The sequence below is a fragment of the Nocardiopsis ganjiahuensis DSM 45031 genome (assembly GCF_000341085.1).
Lineage (GTDB): Bacteria > Actinomycetota > Actinomycetes > Streptosporangiales > Streptosporangiaceae > Nocardiopsis > Nocardiopsis ganjiahuensis.
The window spans coordinates 175,129-200,156 of the sequence record NZ_ANBA01000009.1; the positions used below are offsets into that span (position 1 = coordinate 175,129).

At 70.6% G+C, this 25,028-nt stretch carries 22 protein-coding genes and 1 pseudogene; 11 read left to right on the forward strand and 12 right to left on the reverse strand.

Annotated features, from left to right (window positions below):
* Positions 1 to 51: 51 nt before the first annotated feature.
* The 8 genes and pseudogenes from D458_RS0111995 to D458_RS37925 form a co-directional block, all read right to left on the reverse strand.
* Positions 52 to 849, reverse strand: coding sequence for an SEC-C metal-binding domain-containing protein (locus tag D458_RS0111995; protein WP_026119223.1), 798 nt, complete (start codon positions 847 to 849; stop codon positions 52 to 54).
* 71 nt (positions 850 to 920) lie between these two features.
* Positions 921 to 3,161 (reverse strand): hypothetical protein, encoded by a 2,241-nt coding sequence (locus D458_RS0112000; protein ID WP_239647945.1) that lies wholly within the window; start codon positions 3,159 to 3,161, stop codon positions 921 to 923.
* Between the two features lie 262 nt (positions 3,162 to 3,423).
* A complete protein-coding gene (locus D458_RS0112005) occupies positions 3,424 to 4,395 on the reverse strand; it encodes an aldo/keto reductase (protein WP_017586994.1) in 972 nt (323 codons plus the stop codon).
* A gap of 119 nt (positions 4,396 to 4,514) precedes the next feature.
* A pseudogene (locus D458_RS33420) lies at positions 4,515 to 4,880 on the reverse strand (MerR family transcriptional regulator); the annotation flags it as partial.
* Positions 4,881 to 5,073: 193 nt separating this feature from the next.
* Positions 5,074 to 5,748 carry a TetR/AcrR family transcriptional regulator gene (locus tag D458_RS0112015; RefSeq protein WP_017586996.1) on the reverse strand — a complete coding sequence of 225 codons (675 nt, stop codon included), beginning with the start codon at positions 5,746 to 5,748 and terminating at the stop codon, positions 5,074 to 5,076.
* A gap of 43 nt (positions 5,749 to 5,791) precedes the next feature.
* Positions 5,792 to 6,580 (reverse strand): hypothetical protein, encoded by a 789-nt coding sequence (locus tag D458_RS0112020; protein WP_017586997.1) that lies wholly within the window; start codon positions 6,578 to 6,580, stop codon positions 5,792 to 5,794.
* 125 nt (positions 6,581 to 6,705) lie between these two features.
* The gene (locus tag D458_RS0112025; RefSeq protein WP_040702415.1) at positions 6,706 to 7,227 is read right to left on the reverse strand and encodes an HAD domain-containing protein; all 522 of its coding nucleotides are present in this window, start codon (positions 7,225 to 7,227) and stop codon (positions 6,706 to 6,708) included.
* A 33-nt stretch (positions 7,228 to 7,260) separates the two neighbouring features.
* Entirely contained in the window at positions 7,261 to 7,395 is a 135-nt protein-coding gene (locus D458_RS37925) for a hypothetical protein (RefSeq protein WP_275042283.1), read from the reverse strand.
* A 72-nt stretch (positions 7,396 to 7,467) separates the two neighbouring features.
* Here D458_RS37925 and D458_RS0112030 point away from each other — a divergent pair, with 72 nt between their 5' ends.
* The 7 genes from D458_RS0112030 to D458_RS38080 all read left to right on the forward strand — a co-directional run bounded on the left by D458_RS0112030 (position 7,468) and on the right by D458_RS38080 (position 15,434).
* On the forward strand, positions 7,468 to 7,878 hold the full coding sequence (locus D458_RS0112030; RefSeq protein ID WP_017586999.1) for a hypothetical protein: 411 nt from the start codon (positions 7,468 to 7,470) through the stop codon (positions 7,876 to 7,878).
* Between the two features lie 48 nt (positions 7,879 to 7,926).
* Positions 7,927 to 8,346, forward strand: coding sequence for a hypothetical protein (locus tag D458_RS0112035; protein WP_017587000.1), 420 nt, complete (start codon positions 7,927 to 7,929; stop codon positions 8,344 to 8,346).
* 460 nt (positions 8,347 to 8,806) lie between these two features.
* Positions 8,807 to 10,537 (forward strand): ABC transporter family substrate-binding protein, encoded by a 1,731-nt coding sequence (locus tag D458_RS0112040; RefSeq protein WP_017587001.1) that lies wholly within the window; start codon positions 8,807 to 8,809, stop codon positions 10,535 to 10,537.
* A 149-nt stretch (positions 10,538 to 10,686) separates the two neighbouring features.
* Positions 10,687 to 12,198: an ABC transporter permease gene (locus D458_RS0112045; protein ID WP_017587002.1), complete on the forward strand. Its 1,512-nt coding sequence runs from the start codon at positions 10,687 to 10,689 to the stop codon at positions 12,196 to 12,198.
* Positions 12,199 to 12,214: 16 nt separating this feature from the next.
* Positions 12,215 to 13,222 (forward strand): ABC transporter permease, encoded by a 1,008-nt coding sequence (locus D458_RS0112050; RefSeq protein WP_017587003.1) that lies wholly within the window; start codon positions 12,215 to 12,217, stop codon positions 13,220 to 13,222.
* Positions 13,222 to 14,424: an oligopeptide/dipeptide ABC transporter ATP-binding protein gene (locus D458_RS38075; protein ID WP_017587004.1), complete on the forward strand. Its 1,203-nt coding sequence runs from the start codon at positions 13,222 to 13,224 to the stop codon at positions 14,422 to 14,424. Before D458_RS0112050 ends, D458_RS38075 begins: the two co-directional genes overlap by 1 nt.
* Positions 14,421 to 15,434, forward strand: a complete 1,014-nt coding sequence (locus D458_RS38080; protein ID WP_017587005.1) for an oligopeptide/dipeptide ABC transporter ATP-binding protein — start codon at positions 14,421 to 14,423, stop codon at positions 15,432 to 15,434. Before D458_RS38075 ends, D458_RS38080 begins: the two co-directional genes overlap by 4 nt.
* 111 nt (positions 15,435 to 15,545) lie before the next feature.
* Here D458_RS38080 and D458_RS0112065 read toward each other — a convergent pair whose 3' ends face one another.
* From D458_RS0112065 to D458_RS0112075, 3 genes are all read right to left on the reverse strand, one after another.
* Entirely contained in the window at positions 15,546 to 16,466 is a 921-nt protein-coding gene (locus tag D458_RS0112065; protein WP_017587006.1) for a hypothetical protein, read from the reverse strand.
* A gap of 296 nt (positions 16,467 to 16,762) precedes the next feature.
* Positions 16,763 to 17,992, reverse strand: coding sequence for an acyl-CoA dehydrogenase family protein (locus D458_RS0112070; RefSeq protein ID WP_017587007.1), 1,230 nt, complete (start codon positions 17,990 to 17,992; stop codon positions 16,763 to 16,765).
* A gap of 193 nt (positions 17,993 to 18,185) precedes the next feature.
* Positions 18,186 to 19,640 (reverse strand): helix-turn-helix domain-containing protein, encoded by a 1,455-nt coding sequence (locus D458_RS0112075; protein ID WP_040702371.1) that lies wholly within the window; start codon positions 19,638 to 19,640, stop codon positions 18,186 to 18,188.
* A 217-nt stretch (positions 19,641 to 19,857) separates the two neighbouring features.
* Here D458_RS0112075 and aceA point away from each other — a divergent pair, with 217 nt between their 5' ends.
* From aceA to D458_RS0112090, 3 genes are all read left to right on the forward strand, one after another.
* Complete coding sequence (gene aceA / locus D458_RS0112080) at positions 19,858 to 21,156, forward strand: isocitrate lyase (protein ID WP_017587009.1); 1,299 nt, start codon at positions 19,858 to 19,860, stop codon at positions 21,154 to 21,156.
* A 495-nt stretch (positions 21,157 to 21,651) separates the two neighbouring features.
* A complete protein-coding gene (locus D458_RS0112085) occupies positions 21,652 to 21,858 on the forward strand; it encodes a hypothetical protein (protein WP_017587010.1) in 207 nt (68 codons plus the stop codon).
* Positions 21,859 to 22,009: 151 nt separating this feature from the next.
* Positions 22,010 to 22,849, forward strand: a complete 840-nt coding sequence (locus D458_RS0112090) for a CPBP family intramembrane glutamic endopeptidase (protein ID WP_017587011.1) — start codon at positions 22,010 to 22,012, stop codon at positions 22,847 to 22,849.
* A 34-nt stretch (positions 22,850 to 22,883) separates the two neighbouring features.
* Here D458_RS0112090 and D458_RS0112095 read toward each other — a convergent pair whose 3' ends face one another.
* Positions 22,884 to 24,152 (reverse strand): CynX/NimT family MFS transporter, encoded by a 1,269-nt coding sequence (locus D458_RS0112095; protein WP_017587012.1) that lies wholly within the window; start codon positions 24,150 to 24,152, stop codon positions 22,884 to 22,886.
* Positions 24,153 to 24,320: 168 nt separating this feature from the next.
* On the opposite strand from D458_RS0112095, the gene D458_RS0112100 reads away from it, so the two are divergent.
* Entirely contained in the window at positions 24,321 to 25,022 is a 702-nt protein-coding gene (locus tag D458_RS0112100; RefSeq protein ID WP_017587013.1) for a FadR/GntR family transcriptional regulator, read from the forward strand.
* Positions 25,023 to 25,028 lie beyond the last annotated feature (6 nt).

Consider the following 25,028-nt stretch of genomic DNA (forward strand, 5'->3'; position numbering starts at 1 on the left):
GTCCGGGCCCGGACACCGAACCGCCCGCCGCGGTGACGGTTCGAGAGGGCGTCAGCGGGCCAGCGGGGAACCGCAGCACTTCTTGAACTTGCGGCCCGAGCCGCAGGAGCAGGGTTCGTTGCGTCCGGGCGGCGGCGGGGTGGAGCGCTCTCCGGGGCCGGTCCGGGCGGGGACCTCACCCGGGAAGGGCTGCTGCGGGGCTCCGCCTCCGACGCTGCCGCCCGGGCCGTTCGGGCCGTCCGGACTGCCCGGGGCGCCGTTCCGGAGGTCGTCGAGGTTCTCCAGCGGGGGCAGGTAGGCGTCGGTGGAGCGGGTCGCCAGGTCGTGGGCGTCCGGGGTCATCCCGAGCCGTTCGCGCATGCGGGCGCGGCCCAGCAGCGGCATCAGGCCGAGCCGGTTGAGCTCGGCGACGGTCTCCGGGGGTTCGGCGAGGATGCCCCGGCAGACGATGTTGTAGCAGTACAGGGCCTTCTCGAAGTCGCCCTGGTCGGCCAGGTCCTCGGCGAGGAGGAGGGCCACACCCCGCTCGAGGCCCGGGCGCATGAGCTCCTCGAGGAGGGCCTCGGCCTCCGCGGTCCGGCCTTCGGCCCGCAGCATCCCGACGAGCTGGTTGGTGGCGAACTGGCGGTGCCCGAGGTGCTGGGCGTGCTCGCGCAGGGCCTCGGCGAGCGTGCGCGCGGCCCCGGCGTCCCGCTCCCGCAGGGCGTCCACCGCGGAGAGGAGGATCTCGCCCGCCTCGTCGGGGAAGGAGGCGAGGTCCTTCAGGTGCTGCTTGGGCAGGTCCAGGCCGCGGACGGCGTCCCACAGCGGTTGCGGGACCGCGGTGGGAGCCGGGGAAATGTCGGTCATAGGACCAGGTTAGAAGGGTGAGCGGGCTCCCCGTGCTGGTTCCGGCGGGCCCCGCCGCTGTGGGTGGAGGGTCACAGTGGCCACCAGCCGGCGGTGACGACGGGGTTGACCATGCGGGTGAGGAGGTCGAGGGTGCCCTGGTCGGTGCGGGCGCCGATCTCCAGGCCCGCGGCGAAGACCGCCGCGAGCAGGACCACGGCCAGGAGGACGCGGGGCCAGCGGCGCCCTCGCCCGGGGGTGTCGGAGGCGGGGTCGGCGTCGATCCAGGACTGGTCCAAGCGAGCGATCTCCCTGCGTAGTTCCTGGACCTCGGAGTGGTAGCGGTCGCGTTCGGAGCGGACCCGTTGGAGTTCGGCGCGTTCGGCACGCACGGCCGCGCGTGCGTCGACCACGTCGGTGTAGGCGCCCTCGGGCCCGCGTTTGGAGTGCCACCGCTCCAGGCGGGAGAGCGGGAGGTCGACGTACTGGGTGGGCCAGTTGTCGTCGGCGTCGGCGTACTCCTCGTCGACCTCGGGTTCGGTCTCGGCCGCGTAGTCGGCCGGCTCCTCCTCATCCTCCGGTTCCCCCTCCGCGGCGGCCGGGAGTCCGAGGGGCGGGGCGTCCGCGGTGGTGCGGGTCGACGGACGGCCGGTGGGAGGTGCGGGTTCGGTGGAGGGCTGGGGTTCGGTGGGGTCCTCCGGCGCTTCGAGGGGGTTCGCGGCGGGTGGTTCCGGTGGTGCTTGCGAGGGTGCGGAGGCGGAGATGGTCCAGGTCTCGCGGGGCTGGTCGGGCGGTGCGGGGCGGTAGAACCGCGGTGGTGGGGGTGAGTGCGGAGGTGAGAGGGGGCGGGCGAGGTCGGGGTCGGTGTCGGGTTCCTCCGGTGGAGGTTCCGCTTCCGGGGCCTCGGGGTCCACGGGACCGCTCTCCGGCGGCCGGCGTCTGGCCACGCCCAGGAAGGTGCGTGCGCGTCCGCTCCGCGAGCGCTCTCCGCGTACCGACCAGGCCTCCTGCTCGGCCGTGTCCTGGGAGCCCTCCTCCTCGAACGGGTCGGGGGCCTCGGCGAGGTCGTCCCCGTCCTCGGAGTCCGAGCTGCCTCCGGAACCCGTTTCGCCCTCGGGGTCCGCGCCGCCCCTGGGGCCTGAGCTCTCCCTGAACCCTGCGCCGTCGCCGGGGCCTCGTTCGGGTGCGGACTCGTGGGCGGGCGCGAGTTCGGGACCGCGCTCGGGAGCGGGTGCGGGTTCGGGGGCTTCCCCGAACCCGGCCGCCGCTTCCTCCTGCTCCGGAGCCTCCAGCCCTTGCGCCTGCTCCGGTTCCGGCTCTTCCTCCGGCTCCGGCCGGGAGGCCACCGCGGGTTTGGGCCTGGGGTCGAACCAGTCGCGGAGCAGCTCGCGGCGCTCGGTGAAGGTGGCGGCCTCCGGGACGCCGCGGTCGCGCAGGTGGTCGGCGAGCGCGTCGCCGCCCTCCTCGCGCAGGACGGTGACCAGGCCGTCGGCGACCTTGAGGTGGTCCAGCGGGGCCGGGGTGAGGAAGGGGGAACCCGGGGACGGGGCCCCGGTGGGCGGGCCGAAGGCCAGGTGGGGGCCGTCCTGCACGCCCAGGACGGGGTCGTAGGTGGAGAAGGACCAGTGCCATCCGTCGGCGGGCAGGGCCGCGCGCGGGGTGAGGACGTCGTGCAGGGTGCGGTGCACGCCCCACAGGAACCGCAGCTGGACGGCCTGCCACAGGTCGGCGCGGTCGGGGTCCAGGGTGATGTGGACGGGTCGGTCCGGGTGTTCGAGGGCACGGGCCACAGCCCCGACGAGGATGGGTTCGCCGTCGATCTGGGTCTCGGCGGCCCTGCGGTCCCGGGTGCGCAGGGCGCCGGGCGCGGCGGTGCGCTCCCAGGGCTGGGGCGCGGGCAGGGTGCTCATGCCGACCCAGCCGGGGGCAGGGGGCCTGCTCGCGGCGGGGCGGGTGTTGGGGTTCTCGTGCAGGGCGAGGATGCGGGAGAGGGTCAGCCCCCGGGTGGGGCCGACGATCGCCCAGGCGTGGGCCGCGCGGACGTCGCCGGGCCACCGGTAGACCAGGGCGCTCTGACCGTCCGGGTAGTGGTGGGCCCAGAGGGTCTCGGGATAGGCGGCCGGGTCGGTGCCGGGCAGCGCCGTGCGGTAGTCCGCGGTGAGGGCGGGGAGCAGCCGGTCGCGCCAGGAGCGCAGGACCGGCTGGTCCCGCTCCGGAAGGGAGGTGGCCGCCGGTCCGGGGCCGACGCGGCCGAGCAGGGTGGGTTCGGCCCAGGCGAAGTGGATCTGGTGGTAGGCACCGGCGTCCGCTTCCAACGGTGTGCTCTCGGGCAAGTGGCCCCTCCCACGGGTTCGCGGACCTCCGGTGCGGGCGACCCCTTGCGGTCGCGCGCCTTCCTAGGGAAGGTATCCGCCGGAAGCGACAGGAAACCGCGAAAGCGGAGTTATGCGGGCGTTTGCGAGGTTTACGAAGAAAGCTGGTGCCCGGGGGCGGGGGGTGGCCGAAGGGACCCTGGGGTCCCGACCCCGGGGGTTCGGGACGGGTGGGATTCGGGAGGGGTGGGGCCCAGGAGGCCCCGAACTCACCGGGCCGGGCTCAGCGGGCGGCGGTGAGCCGGGAGTGCTGCTCGGGGGTGAGGGTGAGGTCGGTGGCCTCCAGGGCCTCGTCCAGCTGGGCGACGCTGCTGACCCCCACCAGCGGGATGACCCGGGGTTCGTGACCCATCAGCCAGGCCAGCACGACCTGGTTGCGGGTGGCGCCGGACTCCTTGGCCACCTCGTCCAGGACGGCCAGGCGCGCGACAGTGCCGGGGTGGTCGTAGGAGTACTCCAGGGGCTTGTCGGGCTTGGTGTAGGCGCCGCTCAGCAGGGGCGTGTAGGCGACCAGGGTGTGCTCGCGGCCCTCGGCCTCCTGCGCGCGGACGAAGTCCATGAGTTCGGGGGTGGCGTGCATGTGGCCGGCGGACTCCAGGGGCGCGTCGTGGCGGGGCTGGAGGTAGCTGTAGCGGTACTGGAGCACGCGCGGGCGCTGCCATCCGTTGGCCTCGGCGGTGGCGCGGGCCCGCTCCAGCCGCCAGGTGCGGTGGTTGCTCAGGCCGAGCTCCCGGACCGACCCCTGGGCGACAAGCTCGTTGAAGGCTCCCATCGTCTCCTCGATGGGGGTCAGGGGGTCCTCGCGGTGGGCGTAGAGCAGGTCCAGGGTGTCCGTGCCCAGGCGTTCGCGGCTGCGCTCGGCGGCCATGGCCACGACCTTCGCGGAGAGCCCCTCCTGGGTCTCCACCCCGGTTCCGGGGACGGTGGGCTGGGCGCCGAGCTTGGTGGCGATGACGACCTCGTCGGTGACCCCGCGCTCGCGCCGCCAGCGGCCGAGGAAGGTCTCGCTCTCGTGGCCCTGCCCGCCCTCCACCCAGAACTGGTAGCAGTCGGCGGTGTCGACGAAGGTTCCCCCCGCCTCCACGAAGCGGTCGAGTACGGCTGCTGAGGTGGCGGCGTCGGTCGTGCTGCCGAACTTCATCGCGCCCAGGCACAGAGCGCTCACGGTGCGGCCGTTGACGGTGGTGTAGCGCATCAGATCTTCTCCTTGACGGAACCGGTCGGGGCGGTCCCGGCGGCCGCCACCTCGTTCTCGGGCACGGTGTCCGAGGGCACGGCGTCCGAGGGGGCAGGGCGTTCGGCGAGGCCGGGGTTGTCGGCGAGCACCCCGCGGTAGTACTCGATCTTGTGCTGGATCGAGTCCTGGCGTTCGCGCAGTTCGGCGATGCGCGTGTTGAGGTGGTGCTGGTGGCTCTGCAGCACGTCCAGGCGCTCGGGGATGGTGTGGTCCCCGTCGCGGACCAGCTCCGCGAAGCCCCGCAGCCGGGAGATGGGCATGTCGGTGTCGCGCAGGCAGCGGACCAGGTGGAGCAGGTCGACGTCGTCGGTGCGGTAGCGGCGGTGGCCGCTGGGCGCGCGGTCCACCCGCCGGAGCAGGCCCGCCTTCTCGTAGTAGCGCAGGGTGTCCAGGGTGAGGCCGAAGCGCTCGGCCACCTCACCCGGTGTGTAGTAGTCCTTCATGCAGCAAGCATGCGACCTGGAGTGCACTCCAGGTCAAGCCCCGGGAGGAGATTCGGGCCGGGGACGCGCCGAACCCGCCTCCGGTGTCACCCCGTGCGCCCGGGGCGTCACCTTTCGGGGCGCGGTCAGGGCCGGACCGCTCCGGCCGGGGCCCGTGGCGGGAAACGCTTCGGGGCACGTGCCGGAGAACCGGTCAGGCGCCGCTGCCGTGGATGGCCCCGACGACGGCCGAGGTGAGGTCGTCGATGATCTCCGGCTCGTCCACCTCCGGGTGCTCGAGCCACCACTCCCCCGCCGACTGCACCATGCCCACGATGGCGTGCGCGGCGATCTGCGCACGCACGCGGCCCTCGATCCGGCGTTCGGTGATGAGCAGGTCGGCGAGTTCCTCGCCCAGGCGGCGGACCATGAGCCCCAGGTCGCTGCGGGTGCGCACGTCCTCGGAGGTGGCCCGGTCCATGAGGAACCGGTAGAGGTTGAGGTTCTGCGAGATCATCGACAGGTACGCGCCGACCGTGGCGCGGGCGCGGATCTCGAAGTCGGTGTGCTGGTACAGCTCGGAGCGGATCGCCTCGATGAGCGGGTCCACGTGGCGCCGGGCCAGGGCCTGGTAGAGGCCGCTCTTGTCTCCGAAGTGCCGGTAGAGGATGGGTTTGCTGATCCCCGCCTCGGTGGCGATCGCCAGCATGGAGGCGTCGGGGCCGTCCCGCTGGATCACCCGGTCGGCGGCGTCCAGGATGGTCCGCCGCCGTTCGGGGTCCCGGCCGCGCCCGCTCCGTCCCCGCCGGGGCGCCGAGGCGCGGGCGGCGGGTCCGCCGGAGGTGCCGTTGTCGTTCGGCGCCGTCTGCTGTGTGTTTTCGAAGGCCACAAGGGTCCACCGTAGTGGAAGGTCCAGCGCGTGGGCCCTGGCTTCAGGACTGGATCGCGATCCAGGTCGCGCGGGCCTGGGCGAGCAGGCGGCCGTGCCGGTCGTAGAGGGCGCTGCCGGTGTGGACCTTGCGGCCGTCGACGGCTTCCAGGTGGCCCATGACGACCTGGGTGGAGCCGACCGGGGGAAGCTCCAGGACCTGGGCGGTCATGCGCCCGAGGACGATGGGGCGGCCGGAGATGTCGCTGGACCATCCGCCGGGGCAGTCGAGCGCGGCCCAGACCTGGGCGAGGGCGGCGGTGCCGTCGCCGCCGTCCGTCTCGGGTCGGACGTCCCAGGTGCAGGCGACGGTGTTGCCGGCCCCGTCGGGTCCCCGTCCCGGGCGGACCGGGCCCGCGAACAGGCGCAGGCCGTCGCCCTCGGCGCGTTCGGGTCCGCAGCTGTAGCAGCGCGGGAAGGGGTGCTCGTCCAGGCCGGCGTAGAGCTTGCGGGCGGCCTCGGCCTCGGCGGCGGTGACCGGACCGCCGGGGATCACCCCGGAGTCGGGAGGGGTGCCTTCGAGGGGCGCTGCGGTCACGGCCTCGGCGACCAGGCGGGCGCGGCCCTCGGCGGCGGGATCGGTCAGCCGGAGTCCGTCCTCGGGGGTGCCCTCCACCGTGAGCGGCCGGTCCAGCGGCGGCGGGGTGCGCAGGGTGACCTGGACGGCCGGGCCGCCCGGGGCGGTGAGCCGCTCGGCGAGCAGTCCCGCGGTGTAGCCGCCGTTGCCGGAGCCGTCGGGGCCGTTGAAGGCCCCCGGGATGGTGAGGGTGGTGGCGCCGTTGCCTGGTGTCATGGGTCACAGGGTAGTGGCAGCGGCCTGAGAGGTTTCGTCCCCCCTGCCCGGTTCACACCGACCGGGCAGGAGCCCCGGCCCCGGCACCCAGCCCCGGCGCGCGGGCCCCGGCCGCTCGGGGCCGGTCAGCCGGGGAAGTCGAGTGCGGCCAGGGCGGGCGGCCATTCGGCGAGCAGGTCGAAGTCCTTCTCCCACAGCCCGACCGCGGGGTCGATCCGGTGCGCGAGGACGTCGGCGACGTGGTTGCGGGCCAGCCAGACGCGGTCGCGTTCGGTGATCCCGTCGTCGATCCAGGCGAAGGGGCGGCCCTGCGCGTACTCGGCGAGGACGGCCGTCTTGAAGAACAGCCCGTGCTCGGCGTCGGCCCATCCCGGGAGTTCCACCACGGGGAGTTCGGGCAGGCCCAGGACCGGGCCGATCATCGTGTTGGCCTCGTGCTCCCAGGTCGTGGCCCACACCAGCTCGTAGGGCAGGGCGAGCAGTTCCTCGCCGTGGTCGGGGTTGAGCCGCACGTCGAGCGGTTGGGCCGGGTACTCCCAGCCCTCGGGTCGCATGCGGTGGGAGGTGTAGCCCTCCAGGTCCGAGGGCGCGGCCCGGAACGGGTTCAGGGGGCCGTCGACGTCGACGAAGAGCAGGGGGTGGGACACGAGGGGGTTCTCCTCCGGGGTCGGACCCACAGACTAGGCGTCCGCCCCGGGACCGGTCCACGGAGATACGCCCCCGGAGCCACCGGAGATCCGGGCCACGGAGCGGTCCAGGAGAGCGCCCAGTGCCTCCAGGGCGCTCAGGCGCGCGGGCGGCCGGGGCGGGGTCACGTGGTCAAGGCTAGGCGAGGGCGCCCGGTAGCCTCGTGACCGCTTGCGGACGCCCCCCACCGAAAGGCTTCCATGCCCCAGCCCGAGTTCGAGTGGATCGGCCCGGCGGGTCCGATCGCGCGCGCCGTCTGCCGTCCGCAGCTGGACTGGCTTCTGGAGCTGCTCCGCGAGGGTGAGCGCCCGGTCGCCGCCGCCTACGAGGAGGACCAGACCGAGGAGGGCAACACCTACCTGCACCTGCTGACCGGGGAGCGACTGTTCAGCACCCTGAACCGGCACCCCGGGAACGAGGTGCGCTCGTGGGAGCTGGCCGAGATCGAGATGGCGGAGGTGGGCAGGAAGCGGTTCGCGCTGGTCGCCGAGCTCACCGTCACCGCACGGGAGACCTCGTGGGCCGGCCGGTCCCGCACGCTCCGGTTCACCCGCGGCCGCGGCGACGCCGAGCGCTTCGCCGAGCTCCTCGAGGCCTGTCGCCGCGCCTGACAGCCCCGCCCCGATCCCCCACCCCACCTGATCCCCCGACGGAGCGTCATGTCCAGAGAATCCAAGTCCGTGTCCTGGGTGAACCCGCCGTCCAGGTGGGTGGCCGGCCCCCACCACGCGCACTCGCTGGACTGGTTGGAGGAGGAGCTCAGTCCCGGGGAGGAGCGCGTCGCGGGGATGTTCACCCACCCCAAGGGGACGGGGATGCTCGCGGCGCTGACCGACCGCCGCCTGCTCGTGCTCAACACCCTGGCCACCCCGCCGAACATGACGTGGGTGTGGCGGTGGGAGGAGATCGCGGCGGTGCGTCTGCGCAAGGGGGTCATGCAGCGGCCGCAGGTGGTGGTCGAACCCGTCGCGCGGCGCCGTCCGTACCTGCCCGCGTTGACGGTGGTCGCCTCCCGCCAGCAGGTGGAGCGGTTCGTCGAGACCGCTCAGGGGCTGGCGGAGGTCCATCCGGGCGGATGATCCGCGTCTCGGCCCGGACCACGAGAGCCGTCACGGAACGTCACCGAACCTCGTTTTTTCGTGGGAGGCCTCCCATTCTCGCACCTCCTTTGCCGGATCTTTTCGGTGGAGTTAAAAGCTGGCTCCCCGGGCTTCCACCCGAACGGAAAATAGTAAACGTCGATTACCTCCGAACATCCATTCATGGGATGTTCGGAGGTCCACCTGCGGAGACCCGGCCCCAGTGACACCACCTGTCACTCCTCCAGCGTCGACGCCACCCCGAGGACTCTCGGACCCAGAAGTCGATCTGTCACGGTTTCGCCCTCTTAGTTCTGTTTTTGGCTAGATTTAGGCACCAAGTGCGTCTCAGGTGTGCAACACACCGCAATCGCCTATTGCCCAAACTTTGAACAATGCCCAGAATCCGTTCTATTCCGTACCACGGACAAAATCCCCTGATCGGTAGAGGAAACTCTCTGTGACTAAGACCAGAAGCATCACCAAGGCCACCGCCGTGGTCGCCGCGGGAGCGCTGGCGCTCTCCGCGTGTTCGAGCGACGGCGGCAGCGACGGCGATGCGGACAGCACCGGCGGCAGCACGACCATCACCCTGGCCTGGGACCAGGAGTACGACAGCTACAACAACACCACCGCCGGAGCCAACTCCAGCAAGAACGCCATCGTCAACCATGGTGTGACCACCGGTTTCTGGTACTTCGGCGAAGGCGGGGCGGTCACCCCCAACCCCGAGTTCGGCAGCTACGAGCTGGTCTCCGAGGACCCGCAGATCGTCGAGTACTCGATCAACCCGGACGCCGTCTGGTCCGACGGCGAGGCGATCGACTGCGACGACATGATGCTGTGGTGGGCGCAGCAGAGCGGCAGGTACGACTTCTCCGTCATCGGTACCGGTGGTATCGAGGACAGCGTCATGCCCGACTGCGAACCCGGTGACAAGGACTTCACCATCGAGTACGAGGTGCCCTTCGCCGACTGGGCCAGCAACGGTCCCAGCCACGGCAACACCACCCTGATGCCCGCGCACGTGGTGGCGGAGCAGGGCGGTCTGAGCACCGAGGAGCTGCTGGAGGCCATCCGCGAGGAGGACAACGACGCGCTCGCGGACGCCGCCGAGTTCTTCAACGAGGGCTGGACCATCAGCGGTGCGCTGCCGGACGAGGAGCTCATCCCCTCCTCCGGCCCCTACAAGCTCGCCGCCTACGAGGCCGGCCAGTCGCTGACCCTGGAGCCGAACGAGAACTGGTGGGGCTCGGAGCCGGCCACCGACAACATCGTCGTCCGCTGGATCGCCTCCGACGAGCAGACCCAGGCGCTGGAGAACCTCGAGATCAACATCATGCGGCCGCAGCCCTCGGTCGACCTGATCAACCAGCTCGACGCCCTCGAGGGTGTCGAGTACGAGGTCTACGACGAGTACATCTACGAGCACCTGGACTTCAACTTCGACTCCAGCCCGTTCGAGGACTACGACCTGCGTGAGGCCTTCGCGAACTGCGTGCCCCGTCAGCTGATCGTGGACAACCTGATCAAGCCGGTCCAGCCGGACGCCGAGACCATGGACGTGCGCAACATCTCGCCGTTCGACCCGGGCTACGCCGAGGCCGTCGAGGCCAGCGGCGGCGACAAGTGGGCCGAGGTCGACCTGGACCGCTCCAAGGAGCTCCTCGAAGAGGCCGACGCGGTCGGCCAGGAGGTCCGCCTGGGCTTCATCGGCGGCAACCCCCGCCGTCTGCAGACCGCCGAGCTGATCAAGGACTCCTGTGACGAGGCCGGCTTCGACGTGCAGATCAACGCCGAGGACACCTTCTTCGACACCGACGGCGGCCTGTCGCAGAACACCTACGACGTCGCCATGTACGCCTGGTCCGGTTCGGCCGAGGTGAGCGGTTGGAACTCCACCTACCGCACCCCTGAGGAGTGCACCGCCGACGGCAAGGGCAACAACAACGGCTGCTACTCCAGCGAAGAGATGGACGAGCTGCTCAGCGACATCCTGCAGGAGTTCGACCCCGACGCCCAGCTGGAGATCATCAACGAGATCGAGACGATCCTCTGGGACGACCTGGTGACGATCCCGCTCTTCAGCCACCCGGGCACCGCCGCCTGGAGCGACAACCTGGAGAACGTGGTCCCCAACCCCGCTCAGACCGACATCGTCTGGAACATGTGGGAGTGGACGGCCCAGTAGGCCGCACCACCCCGTCCACGCAGAACCGACCGCGCTGACCGGTGGGACCCACCGGTCAGCGCGCTCCGACCAGGGACCGGAGGCGAACACGTCCTCCGGTCCCTTCGTCTGCGCGTGGACGTTCCCCTGAACTTCAGGAGTCAGCACTCGTGCTCGTCTTCATCGCACGAAGACTGGTCGTCTCCCTCTTCGTGCTCTTCGCAGCAAGCTTCGTGATGTTCGTCCTCGCGGCCAACGTCGGCGACCCCCTGGCCGACCTCAGGGAACTCCCGGACGACGCCCAGGCGTCCGCGATAGCCGAGCGGGTCGAACGCATGCACCTCGACCTACCCGTCTACGCGCGCTACTTCCTGTGGCTGGGCGCGGCCTTCACCGGCGACCTGGGGACGAACCGCCAGGGGCAGGACGTCAACGTCCTGCTCGCGGACGCGATCTCGGCCACCATGCAGCTCGTGGTGGCGGCCACGGTCCTGGCGATCGTCATCGGCATCGCCATCGGCATCATCTCCGCACTGCGCCAGTACAGCGGCTTCGACCACTCCGTCACCTTCGGCGCGTTCGTCGCCTTCTCCCTGCCCATCTTCTGGGTCGGCGTGCTCCTCAAGCAGTACGGCGCGATCGAGTTCAACAACTGGCTGGCACAGCCCGTCATCCCTCCCCTGGTCATCGGGGTGGTCGCGCTGCTCGCCGGGCTGGCCTGGAGCTCGCTGATCGTGGGCGACCGGCGCACCCGGCTGATCGCCTTCACCGGCGCCACGGCCGTCACCGCGGCCCTGCTGGCGTTCACCTCGCTCACCCGGTGGTTCGCGGACCCCGGTCTGGGGCCGGTCACGGTCGCGATCAGCGCCCTGGGCGCCGCCTTCGGCTTCTCCGTACTGATCTCCGGGCCCAAGCCCAACCGTCCGATGTACGCGGCCCTGACCGCGGCCGCGGTCGGCACCGTCATGTACTTCGTGCTCTCACCGGTGCTGGACGCGCCCAACCTGGCGACCATCGCGGGGTTGGCGGTCACGACGGTGGCCGTGTGCGTGGCGATCGGCTACGGCGTCGGCGGTGTACTGCACCGGCGCAACGCGATCGCCACAGCGGTGTGGACGGGCGTGTTCACCGGCGGCGTGATCTTCGTGGACCGGATGCTCCAGTCCTTCGTCTCCTACAGCCGCTCCGTCCAGGGCCGCCCCATCTCCACCGTCGGGGCGCGCACCCCCAACTACGAGGGCACCTTCTGGGAGCTGACGCTGGACTCGGCCGGCCATCTGGCCCTGCCGACCATGGCGCTGATCCTGGTCTCCCTGGCCACCTACACCCGCTACAGCCGCGCCAGCATGCTGGAGGTGATGAACCTGGACTACGTGCGTACGGCACGCGCCAAGGGACTGCCCGAACGCACGGTCATGACGCGGCACGCCTTCCGTAACGGGCTCATCCCCATCACCACGCTGGCCGCCTACGACTTCGGCACCGTGATCGGCGGCGCCGTGGTCACCGAGACGGTCTTCGGCTGGCGGGCCATGGGCCACCTGCTGATCACCGGCCTGAACGAGGCCGACCCGATCCCGGTGATGGCGTTCTTCGTGGTCGCGAGCGGGGCGATCGTCATCTTCAACATGATCGCCGACATCACCTACGCCTACCTCGACCCGCGGATCCGGCTGTCGTGACGGAGGGAGAATCACCATGAGCACACCCGAGAACACTCCGTCCGGGGCAACCGGCCCCGACCCCGATTCCGGGGCCTCGAACGAGGCCCAGGGCATGAACATCGCCGCCCGCACCCAGTGGCAGCTGGTCCGGGCCCGCTTCTTCCGGCACCGCGCGGCCCTGGTCGGCATGTTCCTGCTGATCAGCGTCGTCCTGCTGGCCTTCACCTCGATCGGCTACGGTCCCCTCCCGGGCTGGTGGGACAAGTCGCCGACGGCGACCGGTTCGCTCAGCGACGGCGGCAATCCCACCCTCAGCCTGGTCCCGCAGTTCCTCGGCGGTTCCGGACTGGCCCTGGGCGAACACCCCTTCGGCCAGGACAACGTCGGCAAGGACTACTTCGCGCTGACCATGAAGGGCACCCAGGTGTCCCTGATCGTCGCGTTCGTGGTGGGGATCGTGGCCACCGTCGTGGGCACGGTGCTCGGCGCCTGCGCGGGGTACTTCCGCGGCTGGACCGAGAGCGTCCTGATGCGGGTCACCGACGTCCTCATCGCGATCCCCCTGCTGGCCATCGCGGCTGCGGCGGCCAAGATCGCCGGCCAGGCCGGCATCTTCTACCTCGGCATGGTCCTGGGCCTGGTGACCTGGACCCAGACGGCCCGCCTGGTGCGCAGCTCCGTGCTCTCGCTGCGGGAGAAGGAGTTCGTCGAGGCCGCCAGGTCCGTCGGCACCTCCTCGGCCCGCATCATCTTCAAGCACATCCTGCCGAACACGGTGGGGGTGATCATCGTCAGCGTCACCCTGGCCATCGCGGCGGCGGTGCTGCTGGAGTCCGCGCTGTCCTTCCTGGGCATGGGCGTGCAACCGCCCGACACCTCGCTGGGACGGCTCATCACCGACTACCGGAGCGCGATGAGCACCCGCCCCTGGCTCTTCTACTGGCCCGGGCTGTTCATCATCCTGATCGCACTGTCGGTCAACTTCATCGGCGACGGCCTGCGCGACGCCTTCGATCCTCGACAGAACAGGGTGCGTGACTGATGACGCAATCACCCATCCCACCGCCCCCGGCCGAGGAGCCGGGGAAGGTCCTCGACGGCGCCGCCGCGGTCACCGAAGCCGCCGGCGAGGTGCACACCGCGAGGACCCTCGAGGACACCCAGGGCCCCACCGAGAACGAGATCCTGCGCGTGGAGAACCTGTCCGTGGAGTTCCCCACCGACGACGGTGTGGTCAGGGCCGTGCGCAACGTCTCCTACTCCCTGCGCGAGCGCGAGGTGCTCAGCATCGTCGGGGAGTCGGGGTCGGGCAAGTCGGTCTCGTCCATGGCGCTCCTGGGCCTGCTCCCGCGCAGCGCGCGGGTGAGCGGCAAGGTCCTCTACCGGGGGCAGGACCTGCTGGCCATGCGCCAGAAGGAACTGCGGTCCGTGCGGGGGCGCAAGATCTCGATGATCTTCCAGGACCCGATGACCGCCCTGAACCCGGTGCACAGCGTCGGGGACCAGCTGGCCGAGGCGGTTCTGGCGCATGAGCTGGTCCCGCCCAAACACGCGCTCGAACGGGCCCGGGAGATGCTCGACCTGGTCGGCATCCCCCAGGCGGCGCAGCGGCTGCGCAGCTATCCGCACGAGTTCTCCGGCGGGATGCGCCAGCGGGTGATGATCGCGATGGCGATCATCAACAACCCCGACGTGATCATCGCCGACGAACCCACCACGGCGCTGGACGTCACCGTGCAGGCGCAGATCCTGGAGAAGCTGCTGGAGGTCAAGGACGCGGTCAACTCCGCGATCCTGCTGATCACCCACGACCTGGGCGTGGTCGCGGGGCTCGCGCACCGGGTCCTGGTCATGTACGCGGGCCGGCCGGTGGAGGTCGGCACGACCGACGACGTGTTCTACCGGACCCGGATGCCCTACACCGCCGGGCTGCTCGGGTCGATCCCGTCGATGACCTCGGCCTACGGTGAGCGGCTGCGCCCCATCCAGGGGACCCCGCCGTCGTTGATCAACATGCCCACGGGGTGTCCGTTCTCCCCGAGGTGCCCGTTGGCCGACGACACCTGCCGCTCGTCCGAGCCGCCGCTGGCTCCGACCGATGGCGCGGAAGGGCCGGACACCGCCGGTCCCGATGCCGGAGGCGTGCCGGTCGCCGCGCACCTGGCGTCCTGCCACCACTGGGAGCGGCTGGCCGAGACCGACGACCCGACGGCGTTCTTCCGGAACGGAGGGATCACCCCATGACGACGCCACAACAAGAACTGGACCGGCGGACCGGCCCCGCGGCACCCCTGCTGGAGGTCGAGGACCTGGAGGTGCGCTTCCCCGTGCACGGCGCGGGTTTCCTGCGCCGGGTCGTAGGACACGTGCACGCCGTCAGCGGGGTCTCCCTGAGCCTCGACGAGCGGGAGACCCTGGGCGTGGTCGGGGAGTCGGGCTGCGGCAAGTCCACCACCGGCCGGGCCATCCTGCAGCTGGTCAAGCCCACCGGCGGCTCGGTGCGGTTCCGTGGCCAGGAGCTGACGAAGGCGTCCTCGGGGGCGATGCAACAGGTGCGGCGGGAGGCGGGGATGGTCTTCCAGGACCCCTACGCCTCGCTCAACCCGAAGCTTCCGGTCAACGACATCATCGCGGAGCCCCTGAAGGTGCACCGCCAGTGGCGCGACGGCGGCCCCGAGAGGGTGGCCGAGCTGCTGCGGATGGTGGGGCTGAGTCCCGAGCACGGCAACCGTTACCCGCACGAGTTCTCCGGCGGCCAGCGGCAGCGGGTCGGTATCGCCCGGGCTCTGGCCCTGGAACCCAGCATGCTCGTGCTGGACGAGCCGGTCTCGGCCCTGGACGTGTCGGTCCAGGCCGGGGTGGTGAACCTGCTGGCGGAACTGCAGGAGCGGCTGGGACTGTCCTACGTCTTCATCGCCCACGACCTGTCGGTGGTGCGCCACATCTCCGACCGGGTGGCCGTGATGTACCTGGGCAGGGTGATGGAGATCGGCACGCGGGAGGACGTCTACGACCGGGCGTCGCACCCCTACACCCAGGCCCTGCTGTCGGCCGCCCCGTGGGCGGACCCCCGCCAGGAGCGGGGGCGTGAGCGCATCGTCCTCACCGGTGACGTGCCGAGCCCGGTGAACCCGCCCAGCGGCTGCCGGTTCCGCACCCGCTGCTGGAAGGCCCAGGACCTGTGCGCCGAAGAGGCGCCCCAGCTCGTCGACCGCGGGGCGGGGCACCCGGTGGCCTGCCACTTCCCGGGTTAGACCCGCGCAGACGAGAAGGAGGGCGGGTGTGCGGGGTTCTTCCCCGCGCACCCGCCCTTCGCATCTGCCCCGCCTGCTCCGTTGCGGCGGTCCGGCCCCTGCGGTCCGGCCCTACCAGTCGAGCACGGCCCGGGCGGCGGCCAGCTCCGCGTCCAGCTGCTCCTTGCGCTCGGCGAGGTCGTCGCCGTGTTCCTCGATCAGGGGTTCCTGGGCCCGGGTCTGGGCGTCCACGAAGGCGTCCGGGTAGCCGGTGGAGTCCAGGCACTCGGCGCTGAGCACGGCGTCCTCGTCGTCCAGGACCTCGGGGGCGCCTTCGGGGTCCACGGTGGTCTCGGACAGGCCGACGCACTCCTTCCAGGCCTCGGCGGCCGCCGCCACCTCGGTGTCCTCCCGTGCGGTGGAGTGGGCGGTTTCGGCCAGGAGGTCCGCCAGGTGGTGGCGGCCGGGGGTGTCCGGGATGAGCCCGTCCTCCCCGGCAATCCACATCCCGCCCTCTTCGGGTGCGGGGGAGTCGGGGGAGATCCCCAGGTTGGCCTGGTGATTACAGCCGCCCTCGGGGACGGGGTCGCCGGAGGGCGTCTCGATGTCTCCGCCCCTGAAGTCGTATCCGTCGGCTGCCGCCTGGGCCATCTGTGCGTCGACGCCGTCGGCGACGGTCCACTGGGGCCAGGGGCCCTCCTCGCTCGGGGTCTCGAAGCCGTACTCCTCGGCGAGGTCGACACTGGCCATTCCGTACAGGCGGTAGTCGTGGAACGGGCCGTGGTGGGTCAGTTCCGCCTCGATGCCGACCGTGCTCGGACTGGCCTCGGCCTCGAAGCCGAGTTCCCCGAGGCATTCCACGACCAGCGCGTTCTGTGCCCGGCCGACGGTCCAGTACTCGTACTCGTCGAGGATGTAGTCGTAGAGCGGGAGGTGGAGCCGCTCGGTGAGTTCGGGGTCGGTGAACGCGTAGATGTCCTCGGGCTCCTCGAGGCTCGCCGTCTCGACCGGGCCCTGCTCGGGGGCGGGGTCAGCCGCCGGATCCTCCGTCACGGGGGTACAGGCGCTGAGCAGGAGCGTCAGCGCCGCCGCACCGAGAAGAGCGGGGCGGGCTGGTCCGGACAGGGGTGGTAGGGGTGACGGCGACCGCAACGGGCTCTCCTCGGGGTGGGGGTAAGAGACGTGCCGGAGGAGCGCGGGCACCGGCACTGGTGAAGCGTAGCCCGTCCCGGAACGCCTGCCCCGCGGGCCCCGAGCACGGTCCGCCGACAACACGGGGCGGGCGCGTCGGGGGGCCGTCCTCCCCCGCCGCGCCCGCCCGGGCGCAGGCCGCCCGCGGGTGTCGTCCGCTACCGGATCGGCAGGCCCGTGATCTGGCGGCCGATGATGAGCTTCTGGATCTCGCTGGCGCCCTCGAAGATGGTGAAGATGGTGGCGTCGCGGTGCCAGCGCTCGACGGGGTACTCGCGGGTGTAGCCGTTGCCGCCCAGGAGGCGCAGGGCGTTCTGGGTGACGAAGGTGGCGGTCTCGGAGGCGTAGAGCTTGCTCATGGAGCCCTCGGCGTTGGTGAAGTCCTTGCCGTTGCGGGCCATCCAGGCGGCGCGCCAGACCAGCAGGCGGGCGGCGTCGATGCGGGTGGCCATGTCGGCCAGCAGGAAGGCCACGCCCTGGTTGTCCCCGATGGGCTTGCCGAACTGCTCGCGCTGGACCGAGTAGTCGCGGGCGTACTCGTAGGCGGCCCGCGCACAGCCCACCGCCATGACGCCGACGCTCGGGCGGGAGGCCTCGAAGGTCTTCATGGCGGCCTGGCCCTTGGAGCGCTTGCCCTCGCGGGCGCGGGCCAGGCGCTCGTCGAGCTTGTCCTTGCCGCCCAGGAGGCAGGAGCCGGGCACGCGCACGTCGTCCAGGACGACCTCGGCGGTGTGCGAGGCGCGGATGCCGTGCTTCTTGAACTTCTGGCCCTGGGACAGGCCGGGGGTGTTGGGCGGGATGACGAAGGAGGCCTGGCCGCGCGAGCCGAACTCGGGCTCCACGGAGGCGACGACGACGTGGACGTCGGCGATGCCGCCGTTGGTGGCCCAGGTCTTGACGCCGTTGATGACCCACTCGTCCTTGGCCTGGTCGTAGACGGCGCGGGTCTTGATCGCCGAGACGTCGGAGCCGGCGTCGGGCTCGGAGGAGCAGAACGCGCCGAGCTTGATGTCGTCGGCGCTGCCGAACATCTGCGGCACCCACTCGAAGAGCTGTTCCTGGGTGCCGTTGGAGGCGACGGAGACGGCGGCCAGACCGGTACCGGTGATGGACAGGGCGATGCCCGGGTCGCCCCAGTAGAGCTCCTCGAAGGCGACGGGGATGCCGAGGCCGGTGGGCTCCAGCCACTGGTTGGCGAAGAAGTCGAGCGAGTAGAGCCCGATCTTGGCGGCCTCCTGGATGATCGGCCAGGGGGTCTCCTCCCGCTCGTCCCACTCGGCGGCGGCGGGGCGGATGACGTCGGCGGCGAACCCGTGGGCCCAGTCCCGGACGTCGCGAACATCCTCGCTCAGTTCCAGGCTGAAGGCGGGCGCGGTGGCCTCACTCATGCGCTACATCCTTTGTTGGATCCTCCGGGGGGCGGAGGGACGACCTATACGTGTTACCAACGGTAACAGCAGGGCCAGGCAGGCACAATCGCTCCCTGGAGGTCCGCCCCGCCCCGGCCGGACACGGCGAAGGGGGCCGACGCCTGCTGCGTCGGCCCCCTCGGGCGTCCTGCGGTCCTGACCGGAACCGGGCTCAGTCCTGGCCGTGCCGGTCCTGGCTGTGCTTGTCCAGGAACGTGTACACGTCGTGCTCGTCCACACCGGGGAAGGTACCGGAGGGCAGGGCCGACAGCACGTGGGAGTGGGCGCGGGCCGAGGGCCACACGTTGCCCTCCCAGCGGGTGGCGAGCTCGGCGGGCGGGCGCACGCAGCACTCCCCGTTGGGGCAGTTGGACTTGGTGCGGTTGGTGGTCTCGCGCCCCCGGAACCAGCGGGACTCCTTGTAGGGCACGCCCAGGGTGATGGCGTAGTTGCGCTCCCGGCTGGGGTCCACGTGGGCCACGCACCAGTGGGTGCCGTTGGGCTTGTCCGTGTACTGGTAGTAGATCGAGTACCGGTCCGGCGACTGGAAGACCTGGCGCCCCGACCACTGGCGGCACATGCGCTGGCCCTCGATGGCGCCGCTGTCGTCCGTGGGGAAGACCAGCCCGTCGTTCTCGTAAGCCTTGTAGATGATGCCGGTCTCGTCGTTGCGGATGAAGTGGCAGACCAGGTCCAGGTGGCGGTGGGCCAGGTTGGTGAACCGGTGCGCGGCCATCTCGTAGGAGACGGAGTAGACGTCGCGCAGGTCCTCCACGGACAGGTCGCGGGCCTTCTTGGCCTCCTGGAGGTAGGTCACCGCGGTGGTCTCGGGGATGAGGACGGCCGCCGCGAAGTAGTTGGCCTCCACCCGCTGGCGGAGGAAGTCGCCGAAGTCGCGGGGCTGGTTGTGGCCCAGGATGACGTGGCCGAGGGTCTGGAGCAGGATCGTGCGCGGGCTGTGCATGCCCAGCGTGGTCTCGCGCTTGAGGTAGATGCGCCGGTTGACGTGGTCGGTCAGGGAGCGCACCGAGCGGGGAAGGTCCTGCACGTACTTCAGGGAGAACCCGTGGTGGGTGGCGATCGCGAGGATCTGCCCCTGGGAGAGGGGGCCGGCGGTGTAGTTGACCGCCCGCAGGGTCTCGGCGGCCGCGCCCTCGATGTTCTCGAAGTAGTTGCCGCGCTCGCGCATCTGACGGCGCAGGTCGGCGTTGGCCCGGCGCGCCTCCTCCGGGGTGGCGGTCGGCTTGGCGTGCCGCCGCTTGAGTTCGTCGTAGAGCCCCACGATGTGCTCGAGAACGTCGTTGGGGACCCGCTTGCCCACCTTCAGGTGCGGGAGGTTGAGGCCCTGGTACAGGGAGTCCCGCTGAGCCTCCTCCACGGAGATCTCCAGCTGCGCGCGACGGCTCGGAGGCTGTTTCGACAGAAGTTCCTCGATCGACACCCCGAGGGCGGAAGCAAGCGATGTGAGGAGGGAGAGCTTGGGTTCACGTTTTCCGTTCTCCAGCAGGGAGAGCTGCGAGGGCGCCCGACCCACGCGTTCGCCCAGGTCAGACAGGGTCATCCCGCGCGTCTTGCGTAGATGACGGAGCCGCTGACCAAAGGTGACGAGATCCAGGTCACCTGTCAAAGACGGTATTTCTTCAGCACCAAAGTACGCCATGGCTTCATCTTACGGAAAGAAACGACGATCTTCACCCGATTTCGAGTGGAAAAGTCTTGGATCTTGCCCAAGAATCATAGTTACCGGCGGGGAACTTACCGCTCAGGGATCACCCCCTGACCCTGGAAGGCCTCCCTCGACCGGCGAGAACACCTTGGGGACTACACGTAAGGCGGGAACGAACATGAGCACCAGCGCTCGACGTCAGGAAGCCAGCGCCGCACTCCAGCGCGACTGGGAGACCAACCCCCGGTGGGCCGGTATCGAGCGCACCTACTCCGCCGACGACGTCGTCAAGCTGCGCGGTTCGGTCACCGAGGAGCACACTCTGGCCCGCCGCGGCGCCGAGCGCCTGTGGGACCTGCTCCACACCGAGGACTACGTCAACAGCCTCGGCGCTCTGACCGGCAACCAGGCGGTCCAGCAGGTCCGCGCCGGCCTCAAGGCCATCTACCTCTCCGGGTGGCAGGTCGCGGCCGACGCCAACCTCTCCGGCAGCACCTACCCGGACCAGAGCCTCTACCCGGCCAACTCGGTCCCGGCCGTCGTCCGCCGCATCAACAACGCGCTCATGCGCGCCGACCAGATCACCTGGTCCGAGGGTGACGACAGCGCCCCCGAGTGGCTGGCCCCGATCGTGGCCGACGCCGAGGCCGGCTTCGGTGGCGTCCTGAACGCCTACGAGCTCATGAAGGGCATGATCGCCTCGGGCGCCGCGGGTGTCCACTGGGAGGACCAGCTCGCCTCCGAGAAGAAGTGCGGCCACCTGGGCGGCAAGGTCCTCATCCCGACCAGCCAGCACGTCAAGACCCTGAACGCCGCCCGCCTCGCCGCGGACGTCGCCGGTGTCCCCTCCCTGGTCATCGCGCGGACCGACGCCCAGGCCGCGACCCTGATCACCAGCGACATCGACGAGCGCGACCAGGCCTTCACCACCGGTGAGCGCACCGCGGAGGGCTTCTACCGCTTCCGCAACGGCGTCGAGGCCTGCGTCGCCCGCGGTCTGGCCTACGCCCCGCACTCCGACCTGCTCTGGATGGAGACCGCGACCCCGGACCTCGAGGTCGCCCGCGACTTCGCCGAGCGCATCAAGGCCGAGTACCCCGACCAGATGCTGGCCTACAACTGCTCGCCGTCCTTCAACTGGAAGCGTCACCTCGACGACGCGACCATCGCGAAGTTCCAGCGCGAGCTGGGCCACATGGGCTACAAGTTCCAGTTCATCACCCTGGCCGGCTTCCACTCCCTCAACCACTCGATGTTCAACCTGGCCAAGGGCTACGCCCAGAACGGCATGACGTCCTACGTCGAGCTCCAGGAGGCCGAGTTCGCGTCCGAGGCCGACGGCTACACCGCCACCCGCCACCAGCGCGAGGTCGGCACCGGCTACTTCGACGCGATCAGCACGACCATCTCCCCCGAGGGCAGCACCACCGCCCTCACCGGCTCCACCGAAGAAGACCAGTTCTCAGCGGCTCACTGACCCTGGTCTTCGTTCCCACAGAGGTCGTCCCTCCCCGCTTTCGTGGCTGGGGCGGGGCGGGGCGACCTCTCCCCCTAGCCGTCGGCCATGCGCGGTCCGTGTCACACGCGCATGGCCGGCGGCTTCTCCATGTGCTTTTCCATTCGCGTCGCAATACATGGATTAATACAGGCGCCAAGGCGCGGTTCAATGGTTTGCCCAAACGACTGAACAATCCATGAACAAGCCGTTGACAAAAGTCTTCCCGGCGCCCGCCCATTCACATCTTCCCAGATCACAGTGACTCTTCCGGGGCCACTGGCCGGATTCGGCCGGACGCGCGCACAGGACCCCCTGTTCACTTCGGCAAAACACCCTTATGGTGTTCCATGCATGGGTCACAGAAGAATAACGCCCGGCTCGCGCCGACCTTTCCCGGGCCGGCACCGCGAGACGGCCCGCAGGCGTACCGTCGGGCCGACCCACGGCACACATCCCCGATCACATGGAGTCACTGTGAAGTTCGAGGACATCAGCAAGGAAGCGCTCTCCACCACCCGTCGCGTCCTGGCCGGAGGCGCGATCGCCGCGGTCGCCGTGTTCGGCGTCGCCGCCTGTGAGGACACGGGCACCGGCGACCCGGGCGTCGAGGACCCGGGTGTTGAGGACCCGGGCATGGAGGAGGGCGTCGACGACGGCATGGAGGAAGAGGGCGACGGCTGAACCGCGCACCGGGCGGCCACGAACCCGGGGCGGCGGACACGCGCCGCCGCCCCGGCGGCCGTCCGCCCGCCACCGCCGTCCGCCCCACCGCCGCGGACCGCACCGGCCCCGGTCGACAGCGCACCCGGTCGACAGCGCGTAGATTCGACGGGTGACCGACAGAACCCACCGGAACCCGCGCGGATCGGAACCCTCCCCCGCCGAGGGCACGCACGCGGCGACCGCAGTCCCGAACCTCCTCCCCAGCCGCTCCGTGCTGCGCTGGGAGGTGTTGTGCGTGCTCGCGCTCTCCCTGGGCGCCGCCGCGGTGTCGGCGACCATCTCCTTCCTCGGCGTGCTCACCGCGCCCGAGTCGATGGCCGACCAGACCGCCAGCCTCATCCGGTCCCGCGCCGAGGACCGCCCCTGGCTCGACCTGTCCTTCCAGCTGTACGCGGTGGCCTTCGCGTTCGCCCCGGTCGCGCTGGTGGTGTACCTGCTGCACCGGAGCGGGGAGTCCGCGCGCACGATCGGCTTCGACCTGCGCAGGCCCGGTTTCGACACCTGGAGCGGGGCCGCCCTGGCCGCGCTGATCGGTGCGGGCGGCCTGGTCGTGTACGTGGTCTCCTGGCAGCTGGGACTGACCCGCACCATCGTGCCGAGCACGCTGGACGGCAACTGGTGGGACTCCACGATCCTGGTGCTCCAGGCGCTGAAGAACGGCGTCCTGGAGGAGGTGATCGTGGTCGGCTACCTGCTGCACCGCCTGGGGCAGGCGGGGTGGTCGCCGTGGAAGGCGGTGCTGGCCAGCTCGGTGCTGCGCGCCTTCTACCACCTCTACCAGGGGGTGGGGATGTTCTTCGGCAACCTGGTCATGGGGCTGGTGTTCGGCTGGTTCTACCTGCGCTACGGCCGGGTGATGCCGCTGGTGGTGGCGCACACGGTGATCGACGTCGTGGCGTTCGTCGGCGCCGTGTACCTCATCGGCCGGATCGACTGGCTTCCGGTCTGAGGCCGCCCGTCGGGGGCCGCGCGGGCGGCCCCGGTCAGGCGCTGCTCGCCGCCTTCGCGGCGATGGCGTCCTCCAGATAGCGGGGACGGCCGAGCAGGAGCCCCACGACGAGGTTGAGGACGACCAGGCCCATCACCATGGCCATCGGGGCGTGCCAGCCGTCGCTGAGCTCGTGCAGGAGCCCGAACAGGAAGGGCCCGGCCCCGCCCAGCAGGTAGCCCAGGCTCTGGCTGGAGGCGGACATGGCCGCGGTGCCCTCGGCCGTGCGGGTGCGCACGGCGAAGACGGTCAGCGCCAGGACGAAGCTGCCCAGGCCGATCCCGACGAAGGTGGTCCACACCCAGGTGCCGTCGAGCGGCGAGACCCACAGCCCGGTGAAGCCCACCAGGTAGGCGGCGACGAAGAGCAGGACGAAGGGGCGCTGGTCGCGCACGCGCACGATGAGCGAGGGCAGGATCAGCGACATCGGGATGCCCAGGGCGGTGAGGTAGGCCAGCATCACTCCGGCGGACTGGGCGTCCAGGCCCTGGTCGCGGAGCATCTGCGCGAACCAGCCGAACATGATGTAGGCGATGGAGGACTGGGTCCCGAAGTACAGGACGCCCTGCCATCCGATGCCCGTGCCCAGCACCTGGCGGACGCCGAGCGCCGCGCGGGGGTCCCCGGAGGCGGGCTCGTGGCGCAGGGCGAGCAACCAGGGCAGAGCCGCGACCAGGCCGAAGAGGGCGTAGGAGCCCAGGGCGATCCGCCACTCGCCGGTGGCCTGCTCCAGCGGTACCGTGGCGGCCGCCGCGATCGCGGTCCCCACGGCCAGGCCGGTGGTGTAGACGGTCGTCATCAGGCCCACGCGGTGGGGGAAGTGCTGTTTCACGAGGGCCGGGAGGATGACATTACCGATCGCGCCACCGGAGAGTGCCACGACGCTCAGGGCAAGGAACAGCCAGGGTTCGGGGGCCATGGCCCGGGCGACGAGGCCGACGGTGACCGCGGTCAGCGCGTAGACGAGCAGGTGGTGTGAGCCCAGTCGGCGGCTCAGCAGGGGTGTGAGCCCCCCGAAGAGCGCGAAGCACAGGACGGGCAGCGTCGTCAGCAGCCCGGCCCCCACCGCGGTCATGCCCAGTCCCTGGGTGACCTCGCCGAGAAGCGGGCCCACACTGGTGATCGCGGTGCGCAGGTTGAGCGCCGCCAGGGCGATGGCGACGGCGATCAGCAGAAGGGCCGCACGCGAGGTCGCCGGAGCACGGTCCGGACCGGTCAGAGAGGGTTTCTGCGTGGGGTTCTCCCGTGTGGGGGTGACGCTCATAGGACGTGGCTCACAAATTCGTAGGATGACCCTATGTACTTCATGAGGATAACGCATTACCGTTCAGGGCCTATTCCGGTGCGCAACTGGTCTAAGCTCCGGCCTTAACCGATCCGCACCTGAACGCTGGCCCTGTCATCCGGCGATCCGCCCCTAGGAGGTAATAGCGTGCCCCTCGCCTCGACACGCCGGACCGGTCTCGTCGACCAGGTCATCAGTCAGTTACGAGCCCAGATCGACTCGGGCGAATGGGGCGTTGGAGATCGCATCCCCACCGAGTCGGAGCTGTCCGAACAGCTCGAGGTCGGCCGTAACACCGTCCGTGAGGCAGTACGAGCACTGGCCCACGCGGGCCTGCTGGAGATCCGTCAGGGCGCTGGCACCTTCGTCCGCGCCTCCAGCGAACTCGGCGGGGCGCTGCGCCGCCGCCTGGAACGCTCCCGTCTGAGGGAGAACCTGGAGGTCCGTCGCGCCCTGGAGGTCGAGGCCGCGCGTCTGGCCGCGCTACGCCACAGCGAGGAGGACATGGCCGACATCGACCGCGCCATGGCCCTGCGCGAGGAGGCCTGGCGGACCAAGGACATGGGCGCGTTCGTGGAGGCCGACTTCACGTTCCACCGCTCCGTGGTCAACGCCACCCACAACACCCTGCTGATCGACCTGTACGACGACATCGCCCAGGTCGTCTACGCCAGCATCGCGCACACGGCGTACGAGCAGAGTGCCGAGGCCTCCGAGCAGCCCTCGTCGGCCACCGACGGGATCGACCACAGCGGGCTGACCGAGGCCATCCGGGACGCGGACGCGACCCGCGCCGCCCGTGAGGCCACCTGTTACATCGACGAACTGCTCTCCCTCACCGAGGACTGAGAGCCC

Bases quoted from the DNA above. Each gene is read 5' to 3' on its own strand.
- D458_RS0111995 (WP_026119223.1), bottom strand. From the start codon at position 849: ATGACCGACATTTCCCCGGCTCCCACCGCGGTCCCGCAACCGCTGTGG.
- D458_RS0112005 (WP_017586994.1), bottom strand. From the start codon at position 4,395: ATGCGCTACACCACCGTCAACGGCCGCACCGTGAGCGCTCTGTGCCTG.
- D458_RS0112020 (WP_017586997.1), bottom strand. From the start codon at position 6,580: ATGACACCAGGCAACGGCGCCACCACCCTCACCATCCCGGGGGCCTTC.
- D458_RS0112030 (WP_017586999.1), top strand. From the start codon at position 7,468: ATGCCCCAGCCCGAGTTCGAGTGGATCGGCCCGGCGGGTCCGATCGCG.
- D458_RS0112035 (WP_017587000.1), top strand. From the start codon at position 7,927: ATGTCCAGAGAATCCAAGTCCGTGTCCTGGGTGAACCCGCCGTCCAGG.
- D458_RS0112050 (WP_017587003.1), top strand. From the start codon at position 12,215: ATGAGCACACCCGAGAACACTCCGTCCGGGGCAACCGGCCCCGACCCC.
- D458_RS38075 (WP_017587004.1), top strand. From the start codon at position 13,222: ATGACGCAATCACCCATCCCACCGCCCCCGGCCGAGGAGCCGGGGAAG.
- D458_RS38080 (WP_017587005.1), top strand. From the start codon at position 14,421: ATGACGACGCCACAACAAGAACTGGACCGGCGGACCGGCCCCGCGGCA.
- D458_RS0112070 (WP_017587007.1), bottom strand. From the start codon at position 17,992: ATGAGTGAGGCCACCGCGCCCGCCTTCAGCCTGGAACTGAGCGAGGAT.
- aceA (WP_017587009.1), top strand. From the start codon at position 19,858: ATGAGCACCAGCGCTCGACGTCAGGAAGCCAGCGCCGCACTCCAGCGC.
- D458_RS0112095 (WP_017587012.1), bottom strand. From the start codon at position 24,152: ATGAGCGTCACCCCCACACGGGAGAACCCCACGCAGAAACCCTCTCTG.